Source organism: Mycolicibacterium sp. MU0053, assembly GCF_963378095.1.
GTDB classification, from domain to species: Bacteria; Actinomycetota; Actinomycetes; order Mycobacteriales; family Mycobacteriaceae; genus Mycobacterium; species Mycobacterium burgundiense.
This window is the reverse complement of the sequence record NZ_OY726397.1, coordinates 1,961,817-1,982,633: the sequence shown is the minus strand read 5'-3', so window position 1 is coordinate 1,982,633 and position 20,817 is coordinate 1,961,817. Positions and strand designations below refer to the sequence as shown.

At 66.0% G+C, this 20,817-nt stretch carries 14 protein-coding genes; 12 read left to right on the top strand and 2 right to left on the bottom strand.

Going from position 1 to position 20,817, the window contains the following annotated elements:
- Positions 1-828: 828 nt before the first annotated feature.
- The 4 genes from RCP80_RS09295 to RCP80_RS09280 all read left to right on the top strand — a co-directional run bounded on the left by RCP80_RS09295 (position 829) and on the right by RCP80_RS09280 (position 5,553).
- Entirely contained in the window at positions 829-1,152 is a 324-nt protein-coding gene (locus tag RCP80_RS09295) for a hypothetical protein (protein WP_308482053.1), read from the top strand.
- Positions 1,153-1,261: 109 nt separating this feature from the next.
- Entirely contained in the window at positions 1,262-2,581 is a 1,320-nt protein-coding gene (locus RCP80_RS09290; RefSeq protein ID WP_064961518.1) for an IS256 family transposase, read from the top strand.
- A gap of 146 nt (positions 2,582-2,727) precedes the next feature.
- Positions 2,728-3,585 (top strand): hypothetical protein, encoded by an 858-nt coding sequence (locus RCP80_RS09285; protein ID WP_308482052.1) that lies wholly within the window; start codon positions 2,728-2,730, stop codon positions 3,583-3,585.
- A gap of 141 nt (positions 3,586-3,726) precedes the next feature.
- Positions 3,727-5,553, top strand: coding sequence for a serine/threonine-protein kinase PknH/PknJ (locus tag RCP80_RS09280; RefSeq protein ID WP_308482051.1), 1,827 nt, complete (start codon positions 3,727-3,729; stop codon positions 5,551-5,553).
- Between the two features lie 116 nt (positions 5,554-5,669).
- Here the strand turns inward: RCP80_RS09280 and RCP80_RS09275 are convergent, their stop codons facing one another.
- Positions 5,670-6,248 carry a peptidoglycan recognition protein family protein gene (locus RCP80_RS09275; protein WP_308482767.1) on the bottom strand — a complete coding sequence of 193 codons (579 nt, stop codon included), beginning with the start codon at positions 6,246-6,248 and terminating at the stop codon, positions 5,670-5,672.
- A 369-nt stretch (positions 6,249-6,617) separates the two neighbouring features.
- Here RCP80_RS09275 and RCP80_RS09270 point away from each other — a divergent pair, with 369 nt between their 5' ends.
- Complete coding sequence (locus RCP80_RS09270) at positions 6,618-8,180, top strand: serine/threonine-protein kinase (RefSeq protein WP_308482050.1); 1,563 nt, start codon at positions 6,618-6,620, stop codon at positions 8,178-8,180.
- 38 nt (positions 8,181-8,218) lie between these two features.
- Here RCP80_RS09270 and RCP80_RS25990 read toward each other — a convergent pair whose 3' ends face one another.
- A complete protein-coding gene (locus RCP80_RS25990) occupies positions 8,219-10,105 on the bottom strand; it encodes a serine/threonine-protein kinase (RefSeq protein ID WP_373693477.1) in 1,887 nt (628 codons plus the stop codon).
- Positions 10,106-10,201: 96 nt separating this feature from the next.
- On the opposite strand from RCP80_RS25990, the gene RCP80_RS09260 reads away from it, so the two are divergent.
- The 7 genes from RCP80_RS09260 to RCP80_RS09230 all read left to right on the top strand — a co-directional run bounded on the left by RCP80_RS09260 (position 10,202) and on the right by RCP80_RS09230 (position 20,808).
- On the top strand, positions 10,202-10,717 hold the full coding sequence (locus RCP80_RS09260) for a 2Fe-2S iron-sulfur cluster-binding protein (RefSeq protein ID WP_308482049.1): 516 nt from the start codon (positions 10,202-10,204) through the stop codon (positions 10,715-10,717).
- Entirely contained in the window at positions 10,714-11,703 is a 990-nt protein-coding gene (locus RCP80_RS09255) for an FAD binding domain-containing protein (protein WP_308482048.1), read from the top strand. The genes RCP80_RS09260 and RCP80_RS09255 overlap by 4 nt, the downstream gene beginning before the upstream one ends.
- Positions 11,703-13,790, top strand: coding sequence for a xanthine dehydrogenase family protein molybdopterin-binding subunit (locus RCP80_RS09250; protein WP_308482047.1), 2,088 nt, complete (start codon positions 11,703-11,705; stop codon positions 13,788-13,790). The genes RCP80_RS09255 and RCP80_RS09250 overlap by 1 nt, the downstream gene beginning before the upstream one ends.
- Positions 13,791-14,317: 527 nt before the next feature.
- A complete protein-coding gene (locus RCP80_RS09245; RefSeq protein ID WP_308482046.1) occupies positions 14,318-15,790 on the top strand; it encodes a DUF3375 domain-containing protein in 1,473 nt (490 codons plus the stop codon).
- On the top strand, positions 15,787-16,497 hold the full coding sequence (locus tag RCP80_RS09240) for a DUF4194 domain-containing protein (RefSeq protein ID WP_308482045.1): 711 nt from the start codon (positions 15,787-15,789) through the stop codon (positions 16,495-16,497). Before RCP80_RS09245 ends, RCP80_RS09240 begins: the two co-directional genes overlap by 4 nt.
- Positions 16,490-19,855 carry an ATP-binding protein gene (locus RCP80_RS09235; RefSeq protein ID WP_308482044.1) on the top strand — a complete coding sequence of 1,122 codons (3,366 nt, stop codon included), beginning with the start codon at positions 16,490-16,492 and terminating at the stop codon, positions 19,853-19,855. The genes RCP80_RS09240 and RCP80_RS09235 overlap by 8 nt, the downstream gene beginning before the upstream one ends.
- A gap of 209 nt (positions 19,856-20,064) precedes the next feature.
- Positions 20,065-20,808 carry a GntR family transcriptional regulator gene (locus RCP80_RS09230; RefSeq protein WP_308482043.1) on the top strand — a complete coding sequence of 248 codons (744 nt, stop codon included), beginning with the start codon at positions 20,065-20,067 and terminating at the stop codon, positions 20,806-20,808.
- The last annotated feature ends 9 nt before the right edge of the window (positions 20,809-20,817 follow it).

Genomic DNA, 20,817 nt, shown 5'->3' with positions numbered 1-20,817 from the left:
GCGATGGACGCGCGCTTGGTGCCAATTCAACACAGCAGACCAAACGTTCGGGATGCTTCGCACTCCACCGAGCGCCATGTCACCGTAATACCGCGGGCACCTCGTCGCCTCCGCGCCACAAATCTGCCCCTACGCTTCCAACTCCCCCTGGGGGCGGGTCTAGTTTCGCGCCCCCTATCGACGGTGAGCAGCGGCGCCTCGGGATCGAGCTGCGCAATCCGATGCGCTGAGAGAACGCCGCGTGATCGGGCAGCCCGCCGAACCACAAGGCCCGCTCAAACCTGTCCACGGTGGACTGGCCCGACCCTCATCTGCTGGGACCGGCTCAAAAACGTGAACATGTTGTCCGCCGGCGCTCGCTGTCTTCGTCCAACTCGACCATGCGCCCCCTCGTAATAACCCCCGTTACAGGCAACCGACGATGTGCCGTCTGTCACCTGTGTCAATTAGCGATGATTATGGACCCTGGGTCTGACGCGTCAGCGCGGACCCCGGCCGAAAGAACAGAGCACCCACCCAGATTCGCCCGTGAACGTCCCTGACGCTCCCTCGCGGCTAATTTGCTACCGGGTAAGGAGTTCCGTTCATCATGCGGAGGTTAGGTCCCTCGTGCGGGGCGTTCTCCGTTCTGCAGCCAGTTCGGGACATTGAATTTCTGATGGCCCCAACCCAGCCATATGAGTTTCGTCGCAACCTGTCCGGGTACGACCAACCAATGCTGCTTAGCCCGATTCGATCGACCTCGACGCACCCGAGAGTGGCGCGCTCGTTAGTCGCGCGCACGTCTGTGCGTCCGCATAGACTCAGCCGCGATATCAGGGGGTAGGGATGACTGACGAGGAAAACCGCAACCTTCCGGCGCGTGCAGTAGACGCCGAGTTAGAGGTATCGGTGCAGCCAGAAGGGCTCCTGGTCGGTGGCGATCCGGAGGCGGTAGAGGCTTACCTATTGCGATTGCGCACCGCTGCCGGCAAGACAATGCGGGTCGTGGGGATCGACAAATCCTCGGTGGGCAACGCCGCCGGCCTCGCAGCTGGTGCCGCCGCGTTCCTGGCTGACTCCGGTAAGTTCGTGCAGCTTCATCCCGACAGCGTGAAAGCTCTACAAGTCGGCAAGTGGATTCCCGGAGCAATGATCAGAACCTGTGGATGAGCCTCGGTGAGGGGGCGTGAAAGTGGGCGCACCTTCCCGAGGATGATCTGAATATCCGAAGGTCCGATCATGAGCCGGCGTTGGCGCGCTGGTTCGGGAAGGTACGCCCATGCTCACCGTAGTTCACGATGCCATCGAGGCCAACGAAAGCACTGGCGGTGCTGGTCGGTCGTTGTTGGACGAGATCGTCCGCGACGGCGCCCGTCAGATGCTGGCCGCCGCGTTGAAGGCTGAGGTCGCCGCCTACGTGGCCCAGTTCGCCGATCAGCTCGATGAGAAGGGGCATCGGCTGGTGGTCCGCAACGGCTATCACCAGGCCCGCGAGGTGCTGACGGCAGCCGGGGCAGTTGAGGTGAAAGCACCGCGAGTCAACGACAAACGCGTCGACCCCGACACCGGTGAACGGAAACGGTTCTCCTCGGCGATCCTGCCGGCCTGGGCACGCAAGTCACCGCAGATGAGCGAAGTGCTGCCGCTGCTGTACCTGCACGGGCTGTCCACCAGCGACTTCACCCCCGCTCTGGAGCAGTTCCTGGGCTCGGGTGCCGGGCTCTCGGCCACCACGATCACCCGGCTGACCAGCCAGTGGCAGGACGAGGCCCGCGCGTTTGCCGCCCGGGACCTGTCGGGCACCGATTACGTCTACCTGTGGGTCGACGGCATCCACCTCAAGGTCCGCCTGGACCAGGAAAAGCTGTGTCTGCTGGTGATGCTCGGCGTGCGCGCGGACGGCCGCAAAGAGCTCGTGGCGATCACCGACGGCTACCGGGAATCGACCGAGTCGTGGGCTGATCTGCTGCGCGACTGTAAACGACGCGGCATGACCGCACCCGTGCTCGCCGTCGGCGATGGCGCACTCGGCTTCTGGAAAGCGGTACGCGAGGTGTTCCCGGCCACCAAAGAACAGCGGTGCTGGTTTCATAAGCAAGCCAATGTGCTTGCCGCCCTGCCGAAATCAGCGCACGCGTCGGCGTTGTCGGCGCTCAAGGAGATCTACAACGCCGAGGATATCGACAAGGCCCAGGTCGCGGTCAAGGCCTTCACGGTCGACTTCGGGGCCAAGTACCCCAAGGCGGTCGCCAAGATCACCGACGATCTGGACACCCTACTGGAGTTCTACCACTATCCCGCCGAGCACTGGATCCACCTACGCACGACAAATCCGATCGAAAGCACCTTTGCCACAGTACGTTTGAGAACCAAGGTCACCAAGGGGCCGGGATCACGTGCGGCTGGTCTGGCCATGGCCTACAAGCTCATCGACGCCGCCGCGGCCCGCTGGCGTGCCGTCAACGCACCACACCTGGTCGCCCTGGTCCGCGCCGGCGCGGTCTTCCACAAGGGCAAACTGCTCGAACGCCCCACCGAAATCACCCCACCGACACCGCCCTCAGACGGCGATCAGCAAGCCGGAACGGAGGTCGCCTGAAACACGCCGATCCACAGGTATTGACAATTCCTCGGATTCCCGGAACGGACGGGTTCTTCCGGATGACAACTCGAAATGCGGACGGAGTGTTCCTCAACCAGCTCCAATGGGCACCTGCACAGATATCACCTCCCCAGTTGGTCGCTGTGCAGTTGATCGCCGTCCAGGTGGCGCTCAAGGCTGCAATAGCCAACGTCGAGGAAGCCGTACGTCGGGTGGAAGGAAAAGTTGAGTTCGTTCTTCAGCTCGCCGATGCATCGCGCGCGGGTGATGTGCTTGGCAACCACCTGTCGATCCGTCGCGCCACCGATTTCCTCGACAAACATGGAGCGCTACCCGACGCAGACTGGGAAGCGCTTGCGGGCCTAGGTCCAGCCCTTAACGTCACCGTGGAGCAACTACGAAATCATGTGAGTCGGTTATTGGAATCGTTCGATTCTGAGCTGCCCGTGCAGGATCGAGCAGAAAAGCTTCGGCATGCAGTACAAGACAATCGACTTGGAGAGACTCTGAGCTTGCTCGTGTTCGCAGAGGAGGCGCTGTACCAGTGGCAGCGCCTCCGGTTGGCCCGAGTCGAAGCCAAGCAGCCTGAGCACCTCCAGCAAGTGATCGATGATACGCGGGAACTCCTCGCGCACCAGCTCGCACAAGATGGCGAGCTATATCGAAGTGCGAAGGACTACCTCGACAACTTCGCTAAGCCCGAAGCGATCGAAGGTTTCCGAATCTTCGCAGTTCGCGACTTGGCGAAGCAGCGTTCGACCCTTCGCGATGAGTTAGACCGTTTCGCCACGGCACGGCGCCATCAGATCGAGGAATGGGAGAACGTCGATACTCCCGGCGTGTTGGATGCCGCAGCCGCGGCCCTAGAAGGAGTGTCTAAATCAGCCCGGAAAGCCGTCGGGGTCGCCGGACAGGGCTTGATTCGAGTGGGCGAGTACCTCGCAGACAAGTCCCGCCCCGAGAAGACCGAGGTGCACGGGAGTAAGTCGGACGACTCCTGAGTAGTCAGTCCGAGCTGCCGGAATTGGTCAACCGCGAAATTGCGGTCTCCGCCGCGTGATCCCTGCCGGACGCAGCAGTCATGGTTGCCGCTTGCGAGCGCAGTGGCGTCAGCTCTCTGCGAGTATCGGTAGGATGCGCGGATGTCGTTGGCCGACGGTCAAGTCTTCGCCGGGTACAGGATTCTGCGGAACCTTGGCTCTGGGGGGATGGGTGAGGTGTACCTGGCCGAGCACCCGAGGCTCCCCCGTCGGGATGCCCTAAAACTACTTCGCGCCGACGTCTCCGCCGACAGAGATTACCGCGCTCGTTCTGCGCGCGAGGCCGACCTTGCATCCACGTTGTGGCACCCGCATGTTGTCGGAGTACACGATCGCGGCGAAGTTGACGGGCGACTGTGGATATCAATGGACTTCGTTGACGGCCCCAATGCCGCCGAGCTCCTGTCTGACCGATACCCCAGCGGCATGCCCGTCGATACTGTCGTCGCCATCATCACCGCGGTCGCCAGCGCCTTGGACTACGCACACAAGCAGGGGCTGCTGCACCGCGACGTCAAGCCAGCCAACATCATGCTTACCCACGTCGACGATGATGACGAACAGCGAATCCTGCTTGCAGACTTCGGAATCGCACGCGACGCTGACGACATCAGCGGGCTCACCTCGACCAACATGGCAGTCGGAACAGTCGCGTACGCAGCGCCCGAACAGCTAATGGGTGACGACATCGACGGCCGAGCCGACCAATATGCGCTCGCCGCCTCTGCGTATCACCTGCTAACCGGTGTTCCGCTGTTCCAGCACTCCAATCCTGCAGTAGTCATCAGTCGCCACCTCAACGCACCGCCGCCTACCTTGGCTGAGACCCGCTCCGAACTGGCGCCGCTGGACAGGGTTTTAGCCAAAGCCCTCGCCAAAAAGCCCGAGGACCGGTACCCACGATGTGGAGACTTCGCCCAGGCACTTGCGGGGCAGGACTCAACGCAGCTGGCTCCTATTGCAACGCTCGCAACTCAACCCGCCCCCGTGCTGGCGCGTACGACGCCAGCCACTCCGGCCCCGCCGCGCGCGAGCAAGCCGTCTTCTGTGCCTCCTGTCCGGGGGTCGCGACGCAACTGGATCGTGTCGGTTGGCGCCGCCACGGCGTTTCTAGTGGCCGCTGCCGTAGCCGCGCTTGCCTGGCAACCCTGGACCGACCGGGATGCGTCGGTGGCGGCGCCGCCGACGAAGTCCTCCGTATCTGCCACAAAGATTCCGCTCGTACCTGTCACCACGACACCACTACCGCCGCCACCGCCCGCGGTGTTCCCTGCATCGCGGATTGATTCGGTTCTGTTGACGCCGGCGGAGATCACCTCTACCACCGGCGGCGCGTTTGAGGGGTACCCGAGCGGGCCCGTGGAAGTGATCAACTCGACGCTGGGAACAGCGGATAACACCCACGCGATTGACCCGCCCAGCTGCGCCGGGGTCATCTTCGGCGCCGAACAGCAGGTGTACGCCGACACGGGATACGAAGCGATTCGCAATCAGATACTCGGGAAATCGGTTTCGGCCATCGACGGCTTGGTTGAGCAGACAGTCGCCGTGTTCCCCACAGCCGAGGAGGCGCAGGCAGTCCTAGTCTCGTCGACCGCGCAGTGGCGGACGTGTGCCAATGGCCATCCGTTGGAGTATTCGTCGGATGCCTCGGTGAGTCACGACGCCGGTTACGAGAAGGGGTGGGGTTGGTACCTTAGCGGTCTCGTAGTCGGCGACGAGCTCATGACGATGTATATGACATCGGTAGACAATTTGAACGGAAATGCACCGGCATGCCAACTAGCACTGGGGGTCCGGGAGAATGCCGTCGTTAAAGTGAAGACATGTCTTGACACCGGCACTAACCCGCAGCTACCCGACCCATCGCTCTCTGGCGACTACGCCGAGCGGCTCGCTATTGTGATGCTAGATAGGATCGTCACCTAGTTCCGCAGCCAATTTCAATAGGGCACGCACACGCAGCGCTGGGACACCTTGCAGTCAACGGCTTACCCGCACCAGTGGGTTGGCCACCGCGGTAACCACGACGTCAGGCGGCACCCTCAGCGGCGCCCCGCCGTAATATCGGCAATGACGGCGTCCGCCTCCGGACCACACACGTTGATGAGTTCCACTGGACCGTCCGCGAGGTAACCATCCACCCGACGCCTCAACTCACCGGAAGTGAGATGAGCTTCGAGGTTCGCACCAGGGCACGCAGTCGCGGCGTGGTCGCCGTGGCCCGTCAGCGTCTCGGATCCAATCTGGAATTTGCCGGCAGCCCAGGCGAACACCCTTGCCGCACTGTCGAGTTGAGCCTCTGATACGGACTCTTGATCGAAGTCGCCCTCGCAGAGGACAAGGAAGTGACCCGCCGGGTCATACTCCGTCGCGGTGTCGCCGGCCAGGTTCCAGTCGCGCAGTTCATAGATGTTGCCGTTGCGGTCGACACCGACGTGGTAGGCGATGTCGATCCAGCCCTGACCATCTTGGTGATACTGCTGATGCTGGCGCAGCCGGGCCGGGGCGTTGCTGTTGTCGCCCAACACAGCCGCGGTGTGATGCAGGGTCATCTCGGTGATGGTGTGCCGTTGTCCCCCCTCCCGTGCGGATTGAGCGCCCCACGCAGCACGGCACAGCATGACAACCGTGGCCGGCGCTGCAGGTTCGACTACAGGCTCTGGCGAGGCCGTGAGTGCAGAGGCACTGGGATTGACCGTGGCGGGCGGGCTTGCCCCGCTAACGGGTTGTGGTGCTGACACCACTTCCACGCCGGTTTTCTCGGCACAGGCTCCGATGAATGCACCGACACCAAGACCTCCCGCGACCGCCAGCAACCGTCGTCGGCTGACGGTGATAGGACGGGCGATCGACCTGGGCGGGTGTTCCTGCATGACGGTCACCATACGGTCGCGCACCCAGATCCCGGGACCGGTTTCGACGAACACGGCCCTCGCGCTCACCTGCGACTTTCGACACCGGCTGTCAGTGCAACTGGGTAAGATCCGCCCATGCCCATACCTGATGGTGCGGTGTTTGCCGGGTACACCATCCAACGTCTCCTGGGCACCGGGGGGATGGGCGAGGTCTACCTCGTCCAACACCCGCGGCTGCCCCGTCAGGAGGCGTTGAAGATCCTCCCGCCCGGCGTAAGCGCCGATCCGGAGTATCGCCAACGGTTCGCCCGCGAAGCCGATATCGCCGCGACCCTGTGGCATCCCCACATCGTCGCCGTGCACGACCGCGGCGAGGACGACGGCCAACTGTGGATCACCATGGACTACGTCGACGGCACCGACGCCGCGCGTCTGATGAGGGACCGGTACCCCCACGGGATGCCCACAGTCGAGGTTCTGGAGGTCATTGCGGCGATCGCCGATGCACTCGACTACGCACACGAACGCTACCTACTGCACCGCGATGTCAAGCCGGCCAATATCCTGCTCGCCAACCCTGGCAAGGGTGAGCGCCGAATTATGTTGGCCGACTTCGGTATCGCACGCGCAGCCAACGAGACCAACGGCCTAACCGCCACCAATGTGACAGTAGGGTCCCTCGCCTACGCCGCACCCGAGCAGCTCACCGGCAAGGTCCTCGACGGACGCGCCGACCAGTACGCGCTGGCATGCACTGCGTTTCATCTCCTCACCGGCAGGCTGCCGTTCACGGATTCCAATCCGGCCGTGGTGATCGGCAATCATCTGTCCTCGCCACCGCCCCGACTCGCGCAGCTCCGTCCCAACCTCGGACAGTTCGATGAGGTGTTGGCCAAGGCCATGGCCAAGGAGCCCTACCAGCGGTTCGACACCTGCCGCGACTTCGCGAACGCCCTCGCTCACGGCGGTGCCGGCATCGTCGGCCCGATGGCCGCCACCCAGCTCGCTCCACTCCCCCCGGCAGCCAGCACGCCCGCCCTCACACAACCAACTGCGCCTCCGCCGCCCGCACCGGCGAGCACAGCGCGGCGCAACGCGCTCATCGCCGGGGGCGTCGCCGCCGCCCTGCTGACGGTGGGTCTGGTGGCCTTCCTTGGCGCCCGCCTCGGGCAACCGGCCTCGGCGCCGCCGGTCGCAAGTCCCACGCTGAGCCCCGCGACGCCTTGGTCAGAGACCATCGACAAACCCAAAACGGTGACCCAAACCGCCCCGCCGGTCACCATCACACGCCCCGCACCATCAACCGCCAGCGCCCCACGACCGCCCAGCCCAGCACCCCGCACTCAGCGTCCACCAGCCGCGCCGGCAGGCGATCTCGGCCTAGCGCAACCAATGAGTTCTCCCAGCTGCAACGGACAAGGCATCGTCGTCCTGGGATCCGTGACCACGCCGGGCATGTACCCAGCCGGCGTGCAACGGCTCCTGGATGCCCATCCCGGCTCGTACTATCTCCGCACGGACCAGACCTGCCCCTCGCTGAGAGCAGCCACGGCAGAAGGCAACCCGATCTATGCGGTCTTCACGCCGGCCGGAAACACACAGCGGGAGGTCTGCGCCGCAGTTCGTGCCGCGGGTGGCGACGCCTACGGGAAGTGGCTGGACTACACCACCGATCCCGGATACCAGATCCCCTGCTGAGCGGAACGGAACAGACACCACTAGGCGCCTATCACCCGTCAAGGATTCAGCTTGGTACTCCCCGCAACGGGGTGCGTGGTACTGACGAGCTTGGCGATGCAATTGTCTCGATCGAATCCTTGCTGTGTGCACCAACCGAGTACGTCGTACGGGTTATACGAATGCAACCCAACGACGGTCACCCAAAAGCCGGGACTGTCAAAGGTGGACCAATCGCCCGACCACAACAGCTTCACGTCGGGATAGATGTTGCGCAGACGGAGATGCTCATCGAGGATTGTCTCGTTATCCCAGGTGATCCCCTTCGCGACCAAACCCACACGCTTGGAGCTGATCTGGGGAATCCAACGGTCCGCGAGAACCACGGCCACTGATGGATGATCATCGCTTGCGATCGCACGCAACCGAGCCAGGCTCTGCTGTTCAACGTCCGGGGTCGGCGTCACGGTGACGGTGCGCGTCGGCGGGGGTTTGGGTGGGGGTGGTGATGCCGTCGGATCCGGACCGTGCGGCGTTCCCAACAACAACTCGACGCCGGCCTTCGCTTCTGACTCGGTGTAGCTCATCTCCTGGTGCTTGCCAACCTGCACCCGATAGAACCGGGCGCCACTAGGTACATCGCTGACGTGAAACCTCAGGAGACATTCGTCGGCACTACCGCTGCTGCCCTCAATCGTGCCTTTCGCCAGCAACTTTCCCGATTCGTCCTCCACCAGGATTGGCGCATTAGGGCCGACGTCGCCGAAGTCTTTCCCGCCGACACATCTGTATCCGGCGGGCAGACCGCTGTCCTCGACTACGTCAGAGGTCAGCCGGACCGTCCCAGCGAGGCTGAACTGCCCGGCGTCCTCCGTCGCACTATCGGGTTGGACCGCAAAGTACGTCACCAAGGCGACGATGACCAGTAGCACCGCCGCCGCGAGCCCGAGTCCGATCAACCTCGGTGCGCCCCCGGATCGACGCGTCTGCGACCCGTCCGCCTCCGTCGGCTGGTCAGACTCGTGAAAGACCGAAGGTGGCGCGGCCACAGCCACCGGAGCAACCATTGTGTCAGCAGCATTGAAACCTGGCGGTGCTGTTGCTATTTCAGCTTTCGTCGACTCTTCGAGTGCCCGCACGAACTCCCCACACGTCGCAAACCGCTGCTCAGGGTCTTTCGCGAGCGCACGACCGAGTGCCGGTTCAAGGTGAGCGAGGTCCGCGCGCCCCTTACCGATGACCGGTAGTGGCGCATTCAAGTGCTTGCCAATCACCACCGCCGGATTCGTGTGTGGAAAAAGTTGACCGCCCGTCAGGAGGTGATATGCCGTTGCCGCGAGCGAGTACTGATCAGCCCGCCCGTCGACATCGAGACCCATCAACTGTTCCGGGGCCGCATACGCGGCCGTACCGACGGTCATATTCGTGGCGGTAAGACCACCCGCGTTGTCATCGGCGACGTCTCTGGCTACACCAAAGTCCGCCAGCAACGCGCGGCGCTCCCCGGTTTGCGCAAGCAGAATATTGGCGGGTTTCACATCGCGATGTAGCAGACCCATGCTGTGGGCATAATCCAGCGCTGCAGCCACGGCCTTGACGATGTCCAGCGCGTCCCCTGTCGGCAGACCGTCTGGGTATTGCTGCAGGAGGCGGGCCGCATCCATGCCGTCGACGAAGTCCATGGAGATCCACAGTTTGCCGCGGTATTTTCCGCGGTCGTGGATGCGCACGATGTTCGGATGCCAAAGTTGCGAAGCCAGATCGGCCTCTCGGTTGAACCGCTCGATGTAATCGGGGTCTGAGGAAATGTCGGGACGGAGCACCTTGAGTGCGTCGTGCCGCGGCAAGCGGGGGTGCTGAACGAGGTAGACCTCGCCCATTCCCCCGGAGCCAAGTTGCCGCTCAATCGTGTAGCCGGCGAACTTAGTACCGTCAGATAACGGCATGCCGGGATGGTACCCAGGAACACCGACAGGTAAGCCGTCTCGACGAACTATCCGGACTCCCCGTTTCACTCCCCCCATCCCGGGTAACCCCCACCAATGGAGTCAGCCCACTTCACCGAAGTCACTGTGCACGTCGACGGACAGACCAGACGCGCCCAGATCGACAATCGCACCACCCTGCTCGACCTGCTGCGGGAACACCTCGGCGTCACCGCCCCCAAGAAGGGCTGCGATCACGGCCAATGCGGATCGTGCACGGTCCTGCTCGACGGCCGACGCGCCACTACCTGCCTGTCCCTCGCGGTCGCCCACGACCAGGCCGCGATCGTCACCGCCGCCGGCCTGGGTGACCAGACCGCGCTGCACCCGGTCGCACAGGCCTTCCTCGATCACGACGGCCTCCAGTGCGGCTACTGCACCCCCGGCCAGATCTGCTCGGCGGTCGGCATGCTCGACGAGATCAAGTCCGGCGCCCCCAGCCACGCCACCGAGCACCTGGAGCAGTCCCCGGACCTCGACGACGACGAGATCCGGGAACGCATGAGCGGCAACCTGTGTCGCTGCGCAGCCTACCCCAACATCGTCGCTGCCATCCGTGAGGCCGCCCGATGAAGCCCTTCGCCTACCATCGCGCCACCAGCGTCGAGGACGCCGTCACCACCGTCGCCGGCCGGCCCGACGCGGTGTTTCTGGCCGGCGGCACCAACCTGGTCGACCACATGAAACTCGGCGTGGCTGAGCCTGCCCTGGTCGTCGACGTCGGACACCTCCCCCTCCACAACATCGAGCACCTCAACGACGGCTCCCTGCGCGTCGGCGCCGACGTCCGAAACGCCGACCTGGCCGCGCACCCGATCGTCCGCAGCCGTTACCCGGTCCTGGCCCGCGCGCTGCTGGCCGGCGCCTCCGGGCAGTTGCGCAATCTCGCCACCACGGCCGGCAACCTGCTGCAACGCACCCGCTGCGTCTACTTCCAGGACGTCACCACCCCCTGCAACAAGCGCTCCCCCGGCCAGGGCTGCTCGGCCCTCGGCGGCTACGTCCGCTACCACGCCATCCTCGGCGCCTCGCCGCACTGCGTGGCCGCCCACCCCTCCGACATGGCTGTCGCGATGACGGCCCTGGACGCGCAAGTCGTCTACGTCGACGTCGACGGCGAACACCGCCTGCCGCTCACCGACTTTCACCGCCTGCCCGGCGACGAGCCGGACCGCGACACCAACCTGCCCGCCGGCGCGCTGATCACTGCCGTGGAGATCCCGGCACCGCCCGAGGGCGCGCGCTCCACGTATCGCAAGGTCCGCGACCGTAACTCGTACGCCTTCGCCCTCACCTCGGTGGCCGCCGAACTCGTCACCGAGGATGGCACCATCAATTCTGCGCGCATCGCTCTCGGCGGCGTCGCCCACAAGCCGTGGCGGGCCCACCGCGCCGAACACGCCCTGATGGGCCAGCCCGCCCGTGAGGACACCTTCGCAGCCGCCGCCGAGCAGGAACTGGAGCAGGCAGAACCGTTGGACGGCAATGAGTTCAAGGTCGAGCTCACCCGCCGCACTATGGTCGCCACCCTGCTGGGCCTCATGGAAGGACACCAGTGATGACGACCGTGCAACCCCGTGCCATCGGCACCGCGCTCACCCGCATCGACGGACCCGCCAAGGTCAGCGGCACCGCCCCCTACGCCTACGAATACCAACTTGCCGCGCCGCTGTACCTGCACCCCGTCCAGGCCACCATCGCCAAGGGCAGCGTCGCCGCCATGGACATCACCGCAGCGCGGTCCACCGACGGCGTCGCCGCCGTCCTCACCGTCTTCGACGCACCGACACTCGCCGACACCTCCGACGGCGACCTGACCATCCTGCAGGACAACCAGGTGCACTACCGCGGCCAGTTCATCGGCGCCGTCCTCGCCGATACCGCCGAAACCGCCCGCTACGCAGCCAGTCTGGTCACCGTCGACTACCAGACCGAGGCCCACCACACCGAACTCGTGCCCGACGACCCGAACCTCTACGCCCCCGAAGAGGTCAACGCCGGATTTGCCACCGACACCACCGACGGCGACGTCGAGGCCGCCCTACGCGACGCCGAGGTGCTCGTCGACCAGACCTACACCACCCCGCACGAACACAACAACCCGATGGAGCCGCACTCCTGTATCGCGCTCTGGGACAACAACACCCACGAGCTCACCCTGTACGACTCCACCCAAGGTGTGCACGCCGCCCGCACGAAGCTCGCAACCCTGTTCGGCCTCGACACCGACGAGATCCGGGTGATCGCCAAGAACATCGGCGGCGGCTTCGGGTCCAAAGGCGCCCCGCACTCGCACAACACCCTTGCCGTCATGGCCGCCCAGCGCGTCCCGGGACGCCCAGTCAAGCTGGCGCTCACCCGCCAGCAGATGTTCGACGTCGTCGGCTACCGCACCCCGACCATCCAACGCCTGCAACTCGGCGCCACCAAGGACGGAAGACTGACCGCGATCCGTCACGACGTCGTCGAACAGACCGCCACCGTCAAGGAATTCGCCGAGCAGACCGCGGTCCCGACCCGCATGATGTATGCCAGCACCACTCGCGCCACCAGCCACCGCCTGGCCACACTCGATGTCGCCGTGCCGTTTTGGATGCGTGCCCCCGGCGAGTGTCCCGGCGCCTACGCACTGGAGGTGGCCATGGACGAACTCGCCGTGGCCTGCGGACTCGACCCCATCGAATTGCGCATCCGCAACGAACCCGAGGTCGACCCCGAGACCGGCAACCCGTGGTCGGACCGGCGCCTGGTGGAATGCCTGCGCACCGGGGCCGAACGGTTCGGCTGGGAACCGCGCCACCCCGACCCCGGCATTCGCAGCAACGGTGAATGGCTGATCGGTACCGGGGTGGCGTCCTCGGTGTATCCGGCGATGATCATGCCCGGCAACGCCGCCCGCATCGAATGCACCGCACCCGGGCGCTACACGGTGGGCATCGGTGCTGTCGACATCGGCACCGGCACCTGGACCGCGCTGACCCAGATCGCCGCCGATGTCCTGGGCTGCGACGTCGATGCCATCGACCTGCAGATCGGCGACACCGCGCTGCCGGCCGCCTCGGTGGAGGGCGGCTCCTCGGGCATCAGCTCCTGGGGCACCGCGATTCATGCTGCGGCACAACAATTCCGCCGCGAGCACGGCGATAACCCGACACCGGGTGCGCTCGCCACCGCCGAGGCCCCCGAGAACAAGGACGCACAGAACTACGGCATGTACTCCTTTGGCGCCCAGTTCGCCGAGGCCCACGTCAACCGCTACACCGGCGAGATCCACATCGCCCGGATGCTCGGCGTCTTCTCGGTCGGACAGGTGATCAACCCGACCACGTTGCGCTCGCAGCTCATCGGCGGGATGACCATGGGCCTGTCCATGGCGTTGCACGAGGAAAGCGTGCGCGACCACCGTCTGGGCCACATCGTCACCCGCGACCTGGCCAGCTACCACATCAGCACACACGCCGACATCCCCGACATCGACGCCGTCTGGCTCGACAGCGTCGATGACCACTCCAACCCGATGGGCTCGCGCGGTGCCGGTGAGATCGGCATCGTCGGCTCGGCCGCCGCAGTCGCCAACGCGATCTACCACGCCACCGGCGTGCGGGTGCGCGACCTGCCGATTCAGTGCGACGCGCTGCTGACCTGAGCCGACTCCACTCCCCGCACCGCGAGGTCGAGAAAGCTACGTCACTCGACTGGAGGCCACTGGCAGAAGATGAGGCCCTCACCACCGGAGGTCGGGCACCTCGAAATTCCCACCTCCGAGCGACACTGCGCGACATACCGCCTCCCCGGGCGTAAAGCCGCCCAAGTGTCGCTCGGAGGTGGGCATTCCGACCCCCAGGGGCGCCGAGGCGCCTGCAATTGCTCGGAATGATGCGGTCGACGAGGAGGCACTGAAAGCGGTCGAGGTCATGGGCACGACGATTTCCGGTGGAGCGGACAGCCCGAAAGTTGACTTGTTCACACCCCGTCCTGCGGGTTTGCGTCAACAACCCGACTCTCGGCGCAGCAGCGGCGCGCCCCATAACCAGAGTGACCCCAGCAACCCCTGAGACCCCTGTGACCCGACACGCCCGACACGCACCCCGCACCCACCGACCGCCACGGGGTGTCGTCACCGCCGTCGCCTAAGTTGGACCCTCCGAGGAAACCAGGCAGGAGAGGAGACGAGTGGACAACCAGGCTGAAAACCCCACGTCCGCTCCCGAGCTGCTCGAACTGCACCGCGACATCCAGGGCTCCCCCACCGTCCGGCTGCTGGCCACCCAGAACCTCGGCCTGTACGCGACCCTGATGGAGCGCCACCTGTCCGGCGGGGTGATCCCCGAAACCGAGCTGGTGGTCCTGCTGGAGCGCGACCTCGACGACCTCGGCCACCCCGACGGCCAGTCGGGGCTGGCGCTGATCAAGTCGTGGGCCAGCCAGGGCTGGCTGCACCGGGTCGCGGACACCCGCCCCGGCCAGGAACGCAACCTGTGCCACCTCACCCAGGAGGCCCGCCGCGCGCTGGACTTCCTGCGAGGCGTGCGCCGCAAGGACACCATCGCCACCGGCGGCTCCATCACCGGCATCGCCTCCCGGCTCAAGCAGGTCGCGCTGCGCGTCGGCAACGACTCCGACCGCATCCGCGCCGGCATCGAGGCCGAAATTGCTGCGCTGCAGCAAGAATTGGACGCGCTGGAGCAAGGCCATGAACCGGATCACCCAGAGCCGGATCTCACCGACTCCTACGACGAGGCGTATGCCATCGCGCTGCAGATGGAGCGGCTGATCACCGACATCGGCCAGTACGGCACCCTGCTCGAGCAGGCCACCGCCGCTCTGGACGACCCGATCGACAGCAACCTCGAGTACGCCGACCGGCAACGCCAGATGTACGCCGACTACCAGGCCGCCTGGGACTCCCAGGGCCGCGACAGCCACCGCGCCTTCCTCCGGATGATCAACGACCCCGACCAGCGCGCCGAGTTCGAGGCCGACGTCGCCGCGGTCGCCGAGGGCCTGCCCGGCCTGGACCCGGCGCTGCGCAAGGTGATGGCCGGATTCTTCGAACTGGTCGGCCACCAGATCGACGAGGTGGAGCGCATTCAGCAGCGCTGCGCGCAGCGGGTCAAGCGGTTCACCGCGTTCGGCATGCTCGAGCAGAGCCGCGGCGTGGCCCGCCAGCTCAACGACGCGATCGGCGCGGCCCGCAACCTGCTGAAGGCCTCACTGACCGACTCGCGCCTGGACCTCGAACTTCCGCTGGCCCGCCACACCATCAGTTCCGTTGGCGCCCTGAGCTTCCGGATCGGCGAGCTGTCCAACCCGAAACCCGCCCTGGCCGCGCACGGCGAGGTCGACATCGACAGTTTCGCCGCCCTCACCACCCAGGTCGACGCCCCGGCCATGTCGGAGCTGATCAACTCCGCGATCGTCGACGGGCCGCTGTCGCTGCCGGACGCCGTCGACCTGCTCGATGCGGCCTACCTGGGCCATGTCATCGTGCTGTGGTCCTGGGCCCTCAAACAACCCGGAAGCCACCAGCAACAAGAATCGACCCTCGTGCGTTTCCAGTCCGTCGACGGGCGCGACCGGCAGATGGAGGTCCCGCGCCTGATGTTCACCGAACCGATCTCCACCCTATTGGGAGCCGCGCCGTGACCGCCGAACCAGACATCGACTACGCGGCGCTGGCCGCGCTGCCCCAGGTCGACCAGACCGCCCGCGCCCCGCAGCAGCGCCGCCCCCGCTTCGACGGCGACGTCAGCGAACTGCCGGACCGCGCCTGCTGGGCGCTGCAGCACCTGCTGACCCGCCGCTACATCAGCGCCGAATCCGACAGCGACCTCTACAGCTGGGTGCTGGAATACCGCGACCAACTCAGCGTGCGCCTGTCGGAACTCGACCTGATGCTGCGGATCGCCGAGAACGTCGACGTCGCATTCATCGAGCAGGCCCGCTACGAATCCGCCCGGGGCGTCAAGCTTTTGCGCCGCGAACCCCTGGGCACCTACGACTCCATCCTGGCGTTGCACCTGGCGCAGTTCATGCGCGCCTCCGGCGACCAGAACGTGGTGATCAGCCGCGACGAGATCCACGCGCTGTTCACCGGCGTGCTCAACGAGGTCGACCGCGACGTGGTGACCTTCACCGCCCGCATCGACGCCGCGATCGCCCGCCTGAGCGCGCTGGAGATCCTGCGCAAGAGCCGCGACGACGAGGACAGCTACACCGTGAGCCCGGTGATCACCGCGGTGATGACGGCCTCGGTGATCGCCGAGTTGCAGCAGCAGTTCGAACTGCTGCTCAGCGGCGGCGCCCCCGCCGCACCCGAACACGACGACCAGGAAGCCGACCGGAATGTCTGAGCAGTTCCACCTGTCCCGCCTGCAGGTCATCAACTGGGGCGTGTTCGACGGGTACCACGACATCCGCTTCAGCCCCGGCGGCGCCCTGATCGCCGGGGCCTCCGGTAGCGGCAAATCCTCTTTGCTGGACGCGATCTCGCTGGGCTTCCTGCCGTTCAACCGGCGCAACTTCAACGCCTCCGGCGATAACACCGCCGCCGGTTCCAGCGCCGGGCGGCGCACCGTCGACAAGTACGTGCGCGGCGCTTGGGGGCAGCGCAGCGACGGCGGCACCTCCAGGGTCATGTACCTGCGCGGCGACGGCACCGCCTGGTCAGCCGTCGCGATCACCTACGCCAGCGACTCCGGCCGCACCGTCACCGGCCTGGTGCTCAAGTGGTTGACCGGCGAATCGCGCACCGACTCCTCGAGCCGGTTCGTGTTGGCCGACGGCGACCAGAACATCGAGGAGGTCTGCAACCGCTGGGCGGCAGGCCGTTTCGACACCACCGCGTTCAAGGACTGGCGGTTTTCCACCAAGGTGGAATCGCAGTACCTGGCCCAGTTGTACGCCACCATCGGCATCCGCAGCTCCGATGCCGCCCAGCAGCTGCTCGGCAAGGCCAAATCGCTGAAAAGCGTCGGCGGGCTGGAGCAGTTCGTCCGCGACTTCATGCTGGACGAACCCGACAGCCTGGCCCGGCTGCCCGAGGCGCTCAAGCAGATCGACCCGCTGGTCGAGGCCCGCGAACTGCTGGCCGTCGCGCAGCGCAAACGCAAGATCCTCGGCGACATCGAGAAGATCCAGCAGCGCTACGCCGCCGAATCCTCCGACCTGGGCATCATCGACCTGGTGGACGCCCCGATGGTGCGCGCCTACACGGACCACGTCCGCCTCGCCCAGTGCCCGGCCCAAATCGAGTCCCTGGACCGCACCATCGACCAGCTGGGCAACGAGTACGAGGACGTCACCCGCGCCCTGAATCTGGCCAAGGCCGAAGCGGATTCGCTCAACGCGCAGATCAGCGGCTCCAGCTCCAGCATCGGCCCGCTGCAGTCCCAGGTCGCCGCCGCCGAAGCCCAGGCCGAGGAGACCTCGCGCCGCCACGCGGCCTACGAGTCGCTGCTGGTCGCCCAGGACCTCGACGTGCCCGAGACCGCCGACGAGTTCTGGAACCTGCGCGAGGAGCTCACCAACCAGGCCACCGAGCTGCTGGCCAAACTCGACCGCGGCCGCGAGGCCTCCACCGACGCCGAGTACGCGCAGAAGGTGGCCCGGATGGCCCGCGACGACGCCGCCAAGGAACTCAAACGCGTGGAGCTGGTCGGTTCGGCGCTGCCCGAATCGGCCATCACGATGCGCGAGTTCATCTGCAGCGCAGTGGGAATCGACGCCGCCGAGCTGCCCTACATCGCCGAGCTGCTGGACCTGCGGCCCGAGCACAGCCGCTGGCGCGTCGCGGTGGAGAAGGTGCTGCGCGGGGTGGGCCTGCGGCTGCTGGTCCCCGACCGGCATTACGCCGCGGTGCTGCGCTTCGTCAACGAGACCGACATGCGCGGCCGGCTGCAGCTGCACCACGTGCGTGCGAGCCTGGTCGGCGCCGCCCCGGCCGAGGCCGATCCGAAGACGTTGGCCGGCAAGCTGTTCGTCGTCGACCCGGGCCATCCGTGCGCGGCCGAGGCCGCCGACGTCGTCGCCGCCGCCGGTGACCACGTGTGCGTCGACACCCCCGAGGTGTTCAGCCGGTTCCGCCGCGCGGTCACCGACACCGGCCTGTACAAGGACTCGGACCGGCTGGCCGTCAAGGACGACCGCCGCCCGCTCAAGCAGGCCGACTACATCTATCAGGGTGACGTCGCCAACAAGATCGACGCGCTGACCGTCGATCTGGCCGCCGCCGAGCAGGCCTACCAAACCGCGCGCCGCGCCGCCGACGACATCGCCGCCCAGCGCCAGCAGTGGCGGGACCGCGCGGCGGCCAACAAGGCGATCTGCGAACAGTTTCCGCAGTGGAACCACCTCGATACCGAGACCGCCGACAAGCACGCCGACCGGCTGCGCGAGCAGTTCGAGATCCTGCTGGCCGACCACCCCGACATCGAGGCGCTCTCGGCCCGCGCCGAGGAATGCTGGTCGGAGATCCAGACCCTGATGACCCGTCGCGGCGCCATCCAGACCCGCCGCGACGACCTCGACTACCGCCGCACCCAGCTGCTGGAACTGTCCGAGCGGCTGGCCCCGGCGTTCGTGTCGGAGCCGCTGACCGAGCTGCTGCACCGCTACGCCGCCGACGTGCCGGTGCCGCTGGAGCTACTCGGCCCCGAACCGCACCGCGAGGCGCTGTTCACCGCGATCCGCCGCGAACGCGAACAGCTGCGCGAGAGCCGCCGACGCTCCTACGACGAATTGGCCCGCATCCTCAACACTTTTGACACCGCGTTCCCCGACGCGATCCCCAACGACAGCGAGGTGTTCGACGAGCGGGTGCACGACTACGTCGCGCTGTGCCGCCACATCGACGAACGCGAGCTGCCCGAGGCCTACGAGCGGATGATGCGCCTGGTCACCGAGCAGGCCCCCGACGCGATCCTGACGCTGCACCGGGTCGCCGAGCAGGAGACCCGCCGCATCAGCGAGCAGATCGACCGGGTCAACACCGGACTGGGTGCCGTCGAGTTCAACCGCGGCACCACGCTGACGCTGCGCGCCACGCCGCGGCAGCTGACCGCGGTCGCCGAGCTGACCGAGATCGTCCGCGGCATCTCCCGCCGGATCGCCGAGGTGGGCCTGGGCGACAAGCAGGCCATCCTGGACCAGTACGCCGACATCCTGCGGCTGCGCAACCGGTTCGCCTCAACCGCGCCGGAGGACCGGGCCTGGACGCGTGACGCGCTGGATGTGCGCAACCGGTTCACGTTCGACTGCGCCGAATGGGATTCCGCCACCGACGAACTGATCCGCACGCACAGCAACGCCGGCGACAACTCCGGGGGCGAGCAGGAAAAGCTGATGGCGTTCTGTCTGGCCGGGGCGCTGAGCTTCAACCTGGCCAGCCCCGACGGCGGGGACAACCGCCCGGTGTTCGCGCAGCTGATGCTCGACGAAGCGTTCTCCAAGTCGGACCCGCAGTTCGCCCAGCAGGCGCTGCAGGCCTTCCGCAAGTTCGGCTTCCAGCTGATCATCGTGGCCACCGTGCAGAACGCGACCACCATTCAGCCCTACATCGACTCGGTGGTGATGGTGTCCAAGCGCGAGGCCACCGGACGCGACGCCCGCCCGGTGGCGACGGTGGCCACCAAGAGCATTTCGGACTTCACCGCGCTGCGGCATGAGATGACCGCGACGGCCGCCGCCGATCGGGTGCCGACCGCGGTCTGATCCCGGGCGTCCGGACCGTGCTGGACCGCAACGATTTGAGGTAGGCGGCTCGAGATGCCCACCTCGTAGCGACAGCTGGGGCCGAGGGTCGGCGCCGGCTGTCGTTGTCGCTACGAGGTGGGCAGCCCGAACACCCAACCAGAAAGGCACGCCTACCGGACCGCTGAACGCAGCCCAAAATGATGCCACTCGGCCGCCACACCGCGGCCATGACCGCCGACACCTCGCACCCACCGCTTGACGTAGGTCACAAACTCGCTATTGTCTGTATACAGAACATCTCTTCTGTATCGGAAAGCGAGAGAATGTCGACAAGCTCAGTAGGCGACACGGTCGTCAGCGGCCTTCGTCACGCACTGTTGACGGGCGAGATCGACCCCGGCACCAAGCTTTCCCAGTCCCGGCTGGCCGAACGATTCGGTGTGAGCCGCATCCCGGTGCGGGACGCCGTTCAGGCGCTCGTCGCCGAGGGATTGATCGAGATGATCGACGGAACGCCGCATGCGCGGGGGCTCTCGATACTCGAACTGCAGGAGCTCTACGAGATTCGCACGGCCGTCGAGCCGAATCTGACCCAGATCGCGGCGTCCAGCGTGGGGCGCGCCGACACGATCCAGATGGCCCAGCACTTCGAAACCATGTCCAACACAACCAACGTCGTCGAATGGCTCGAGGCCAACGCGGCGTTCCACGCCTTGATCTACCACCGCGCCAACCGACCCAGAACCATCGAGCTGGTCGATCAATTGCGCAAGCTCACCGACCGCTACCTGTACCTGCACCTGGCGGTCATCGGGAACGTCGAGCACCTCCAAGAGGAGCACGCGGCAATCCTGGAGGCCGCCAAGGCCGGCGACGGCGCTCGGCTCAAGGAGCTGACGCGCACGCACCTCGATACCTCACACGAGTTCATTGTCCATTACCTACTGGCATGCGGGACTAGCGACCACTAATCCCGGTGC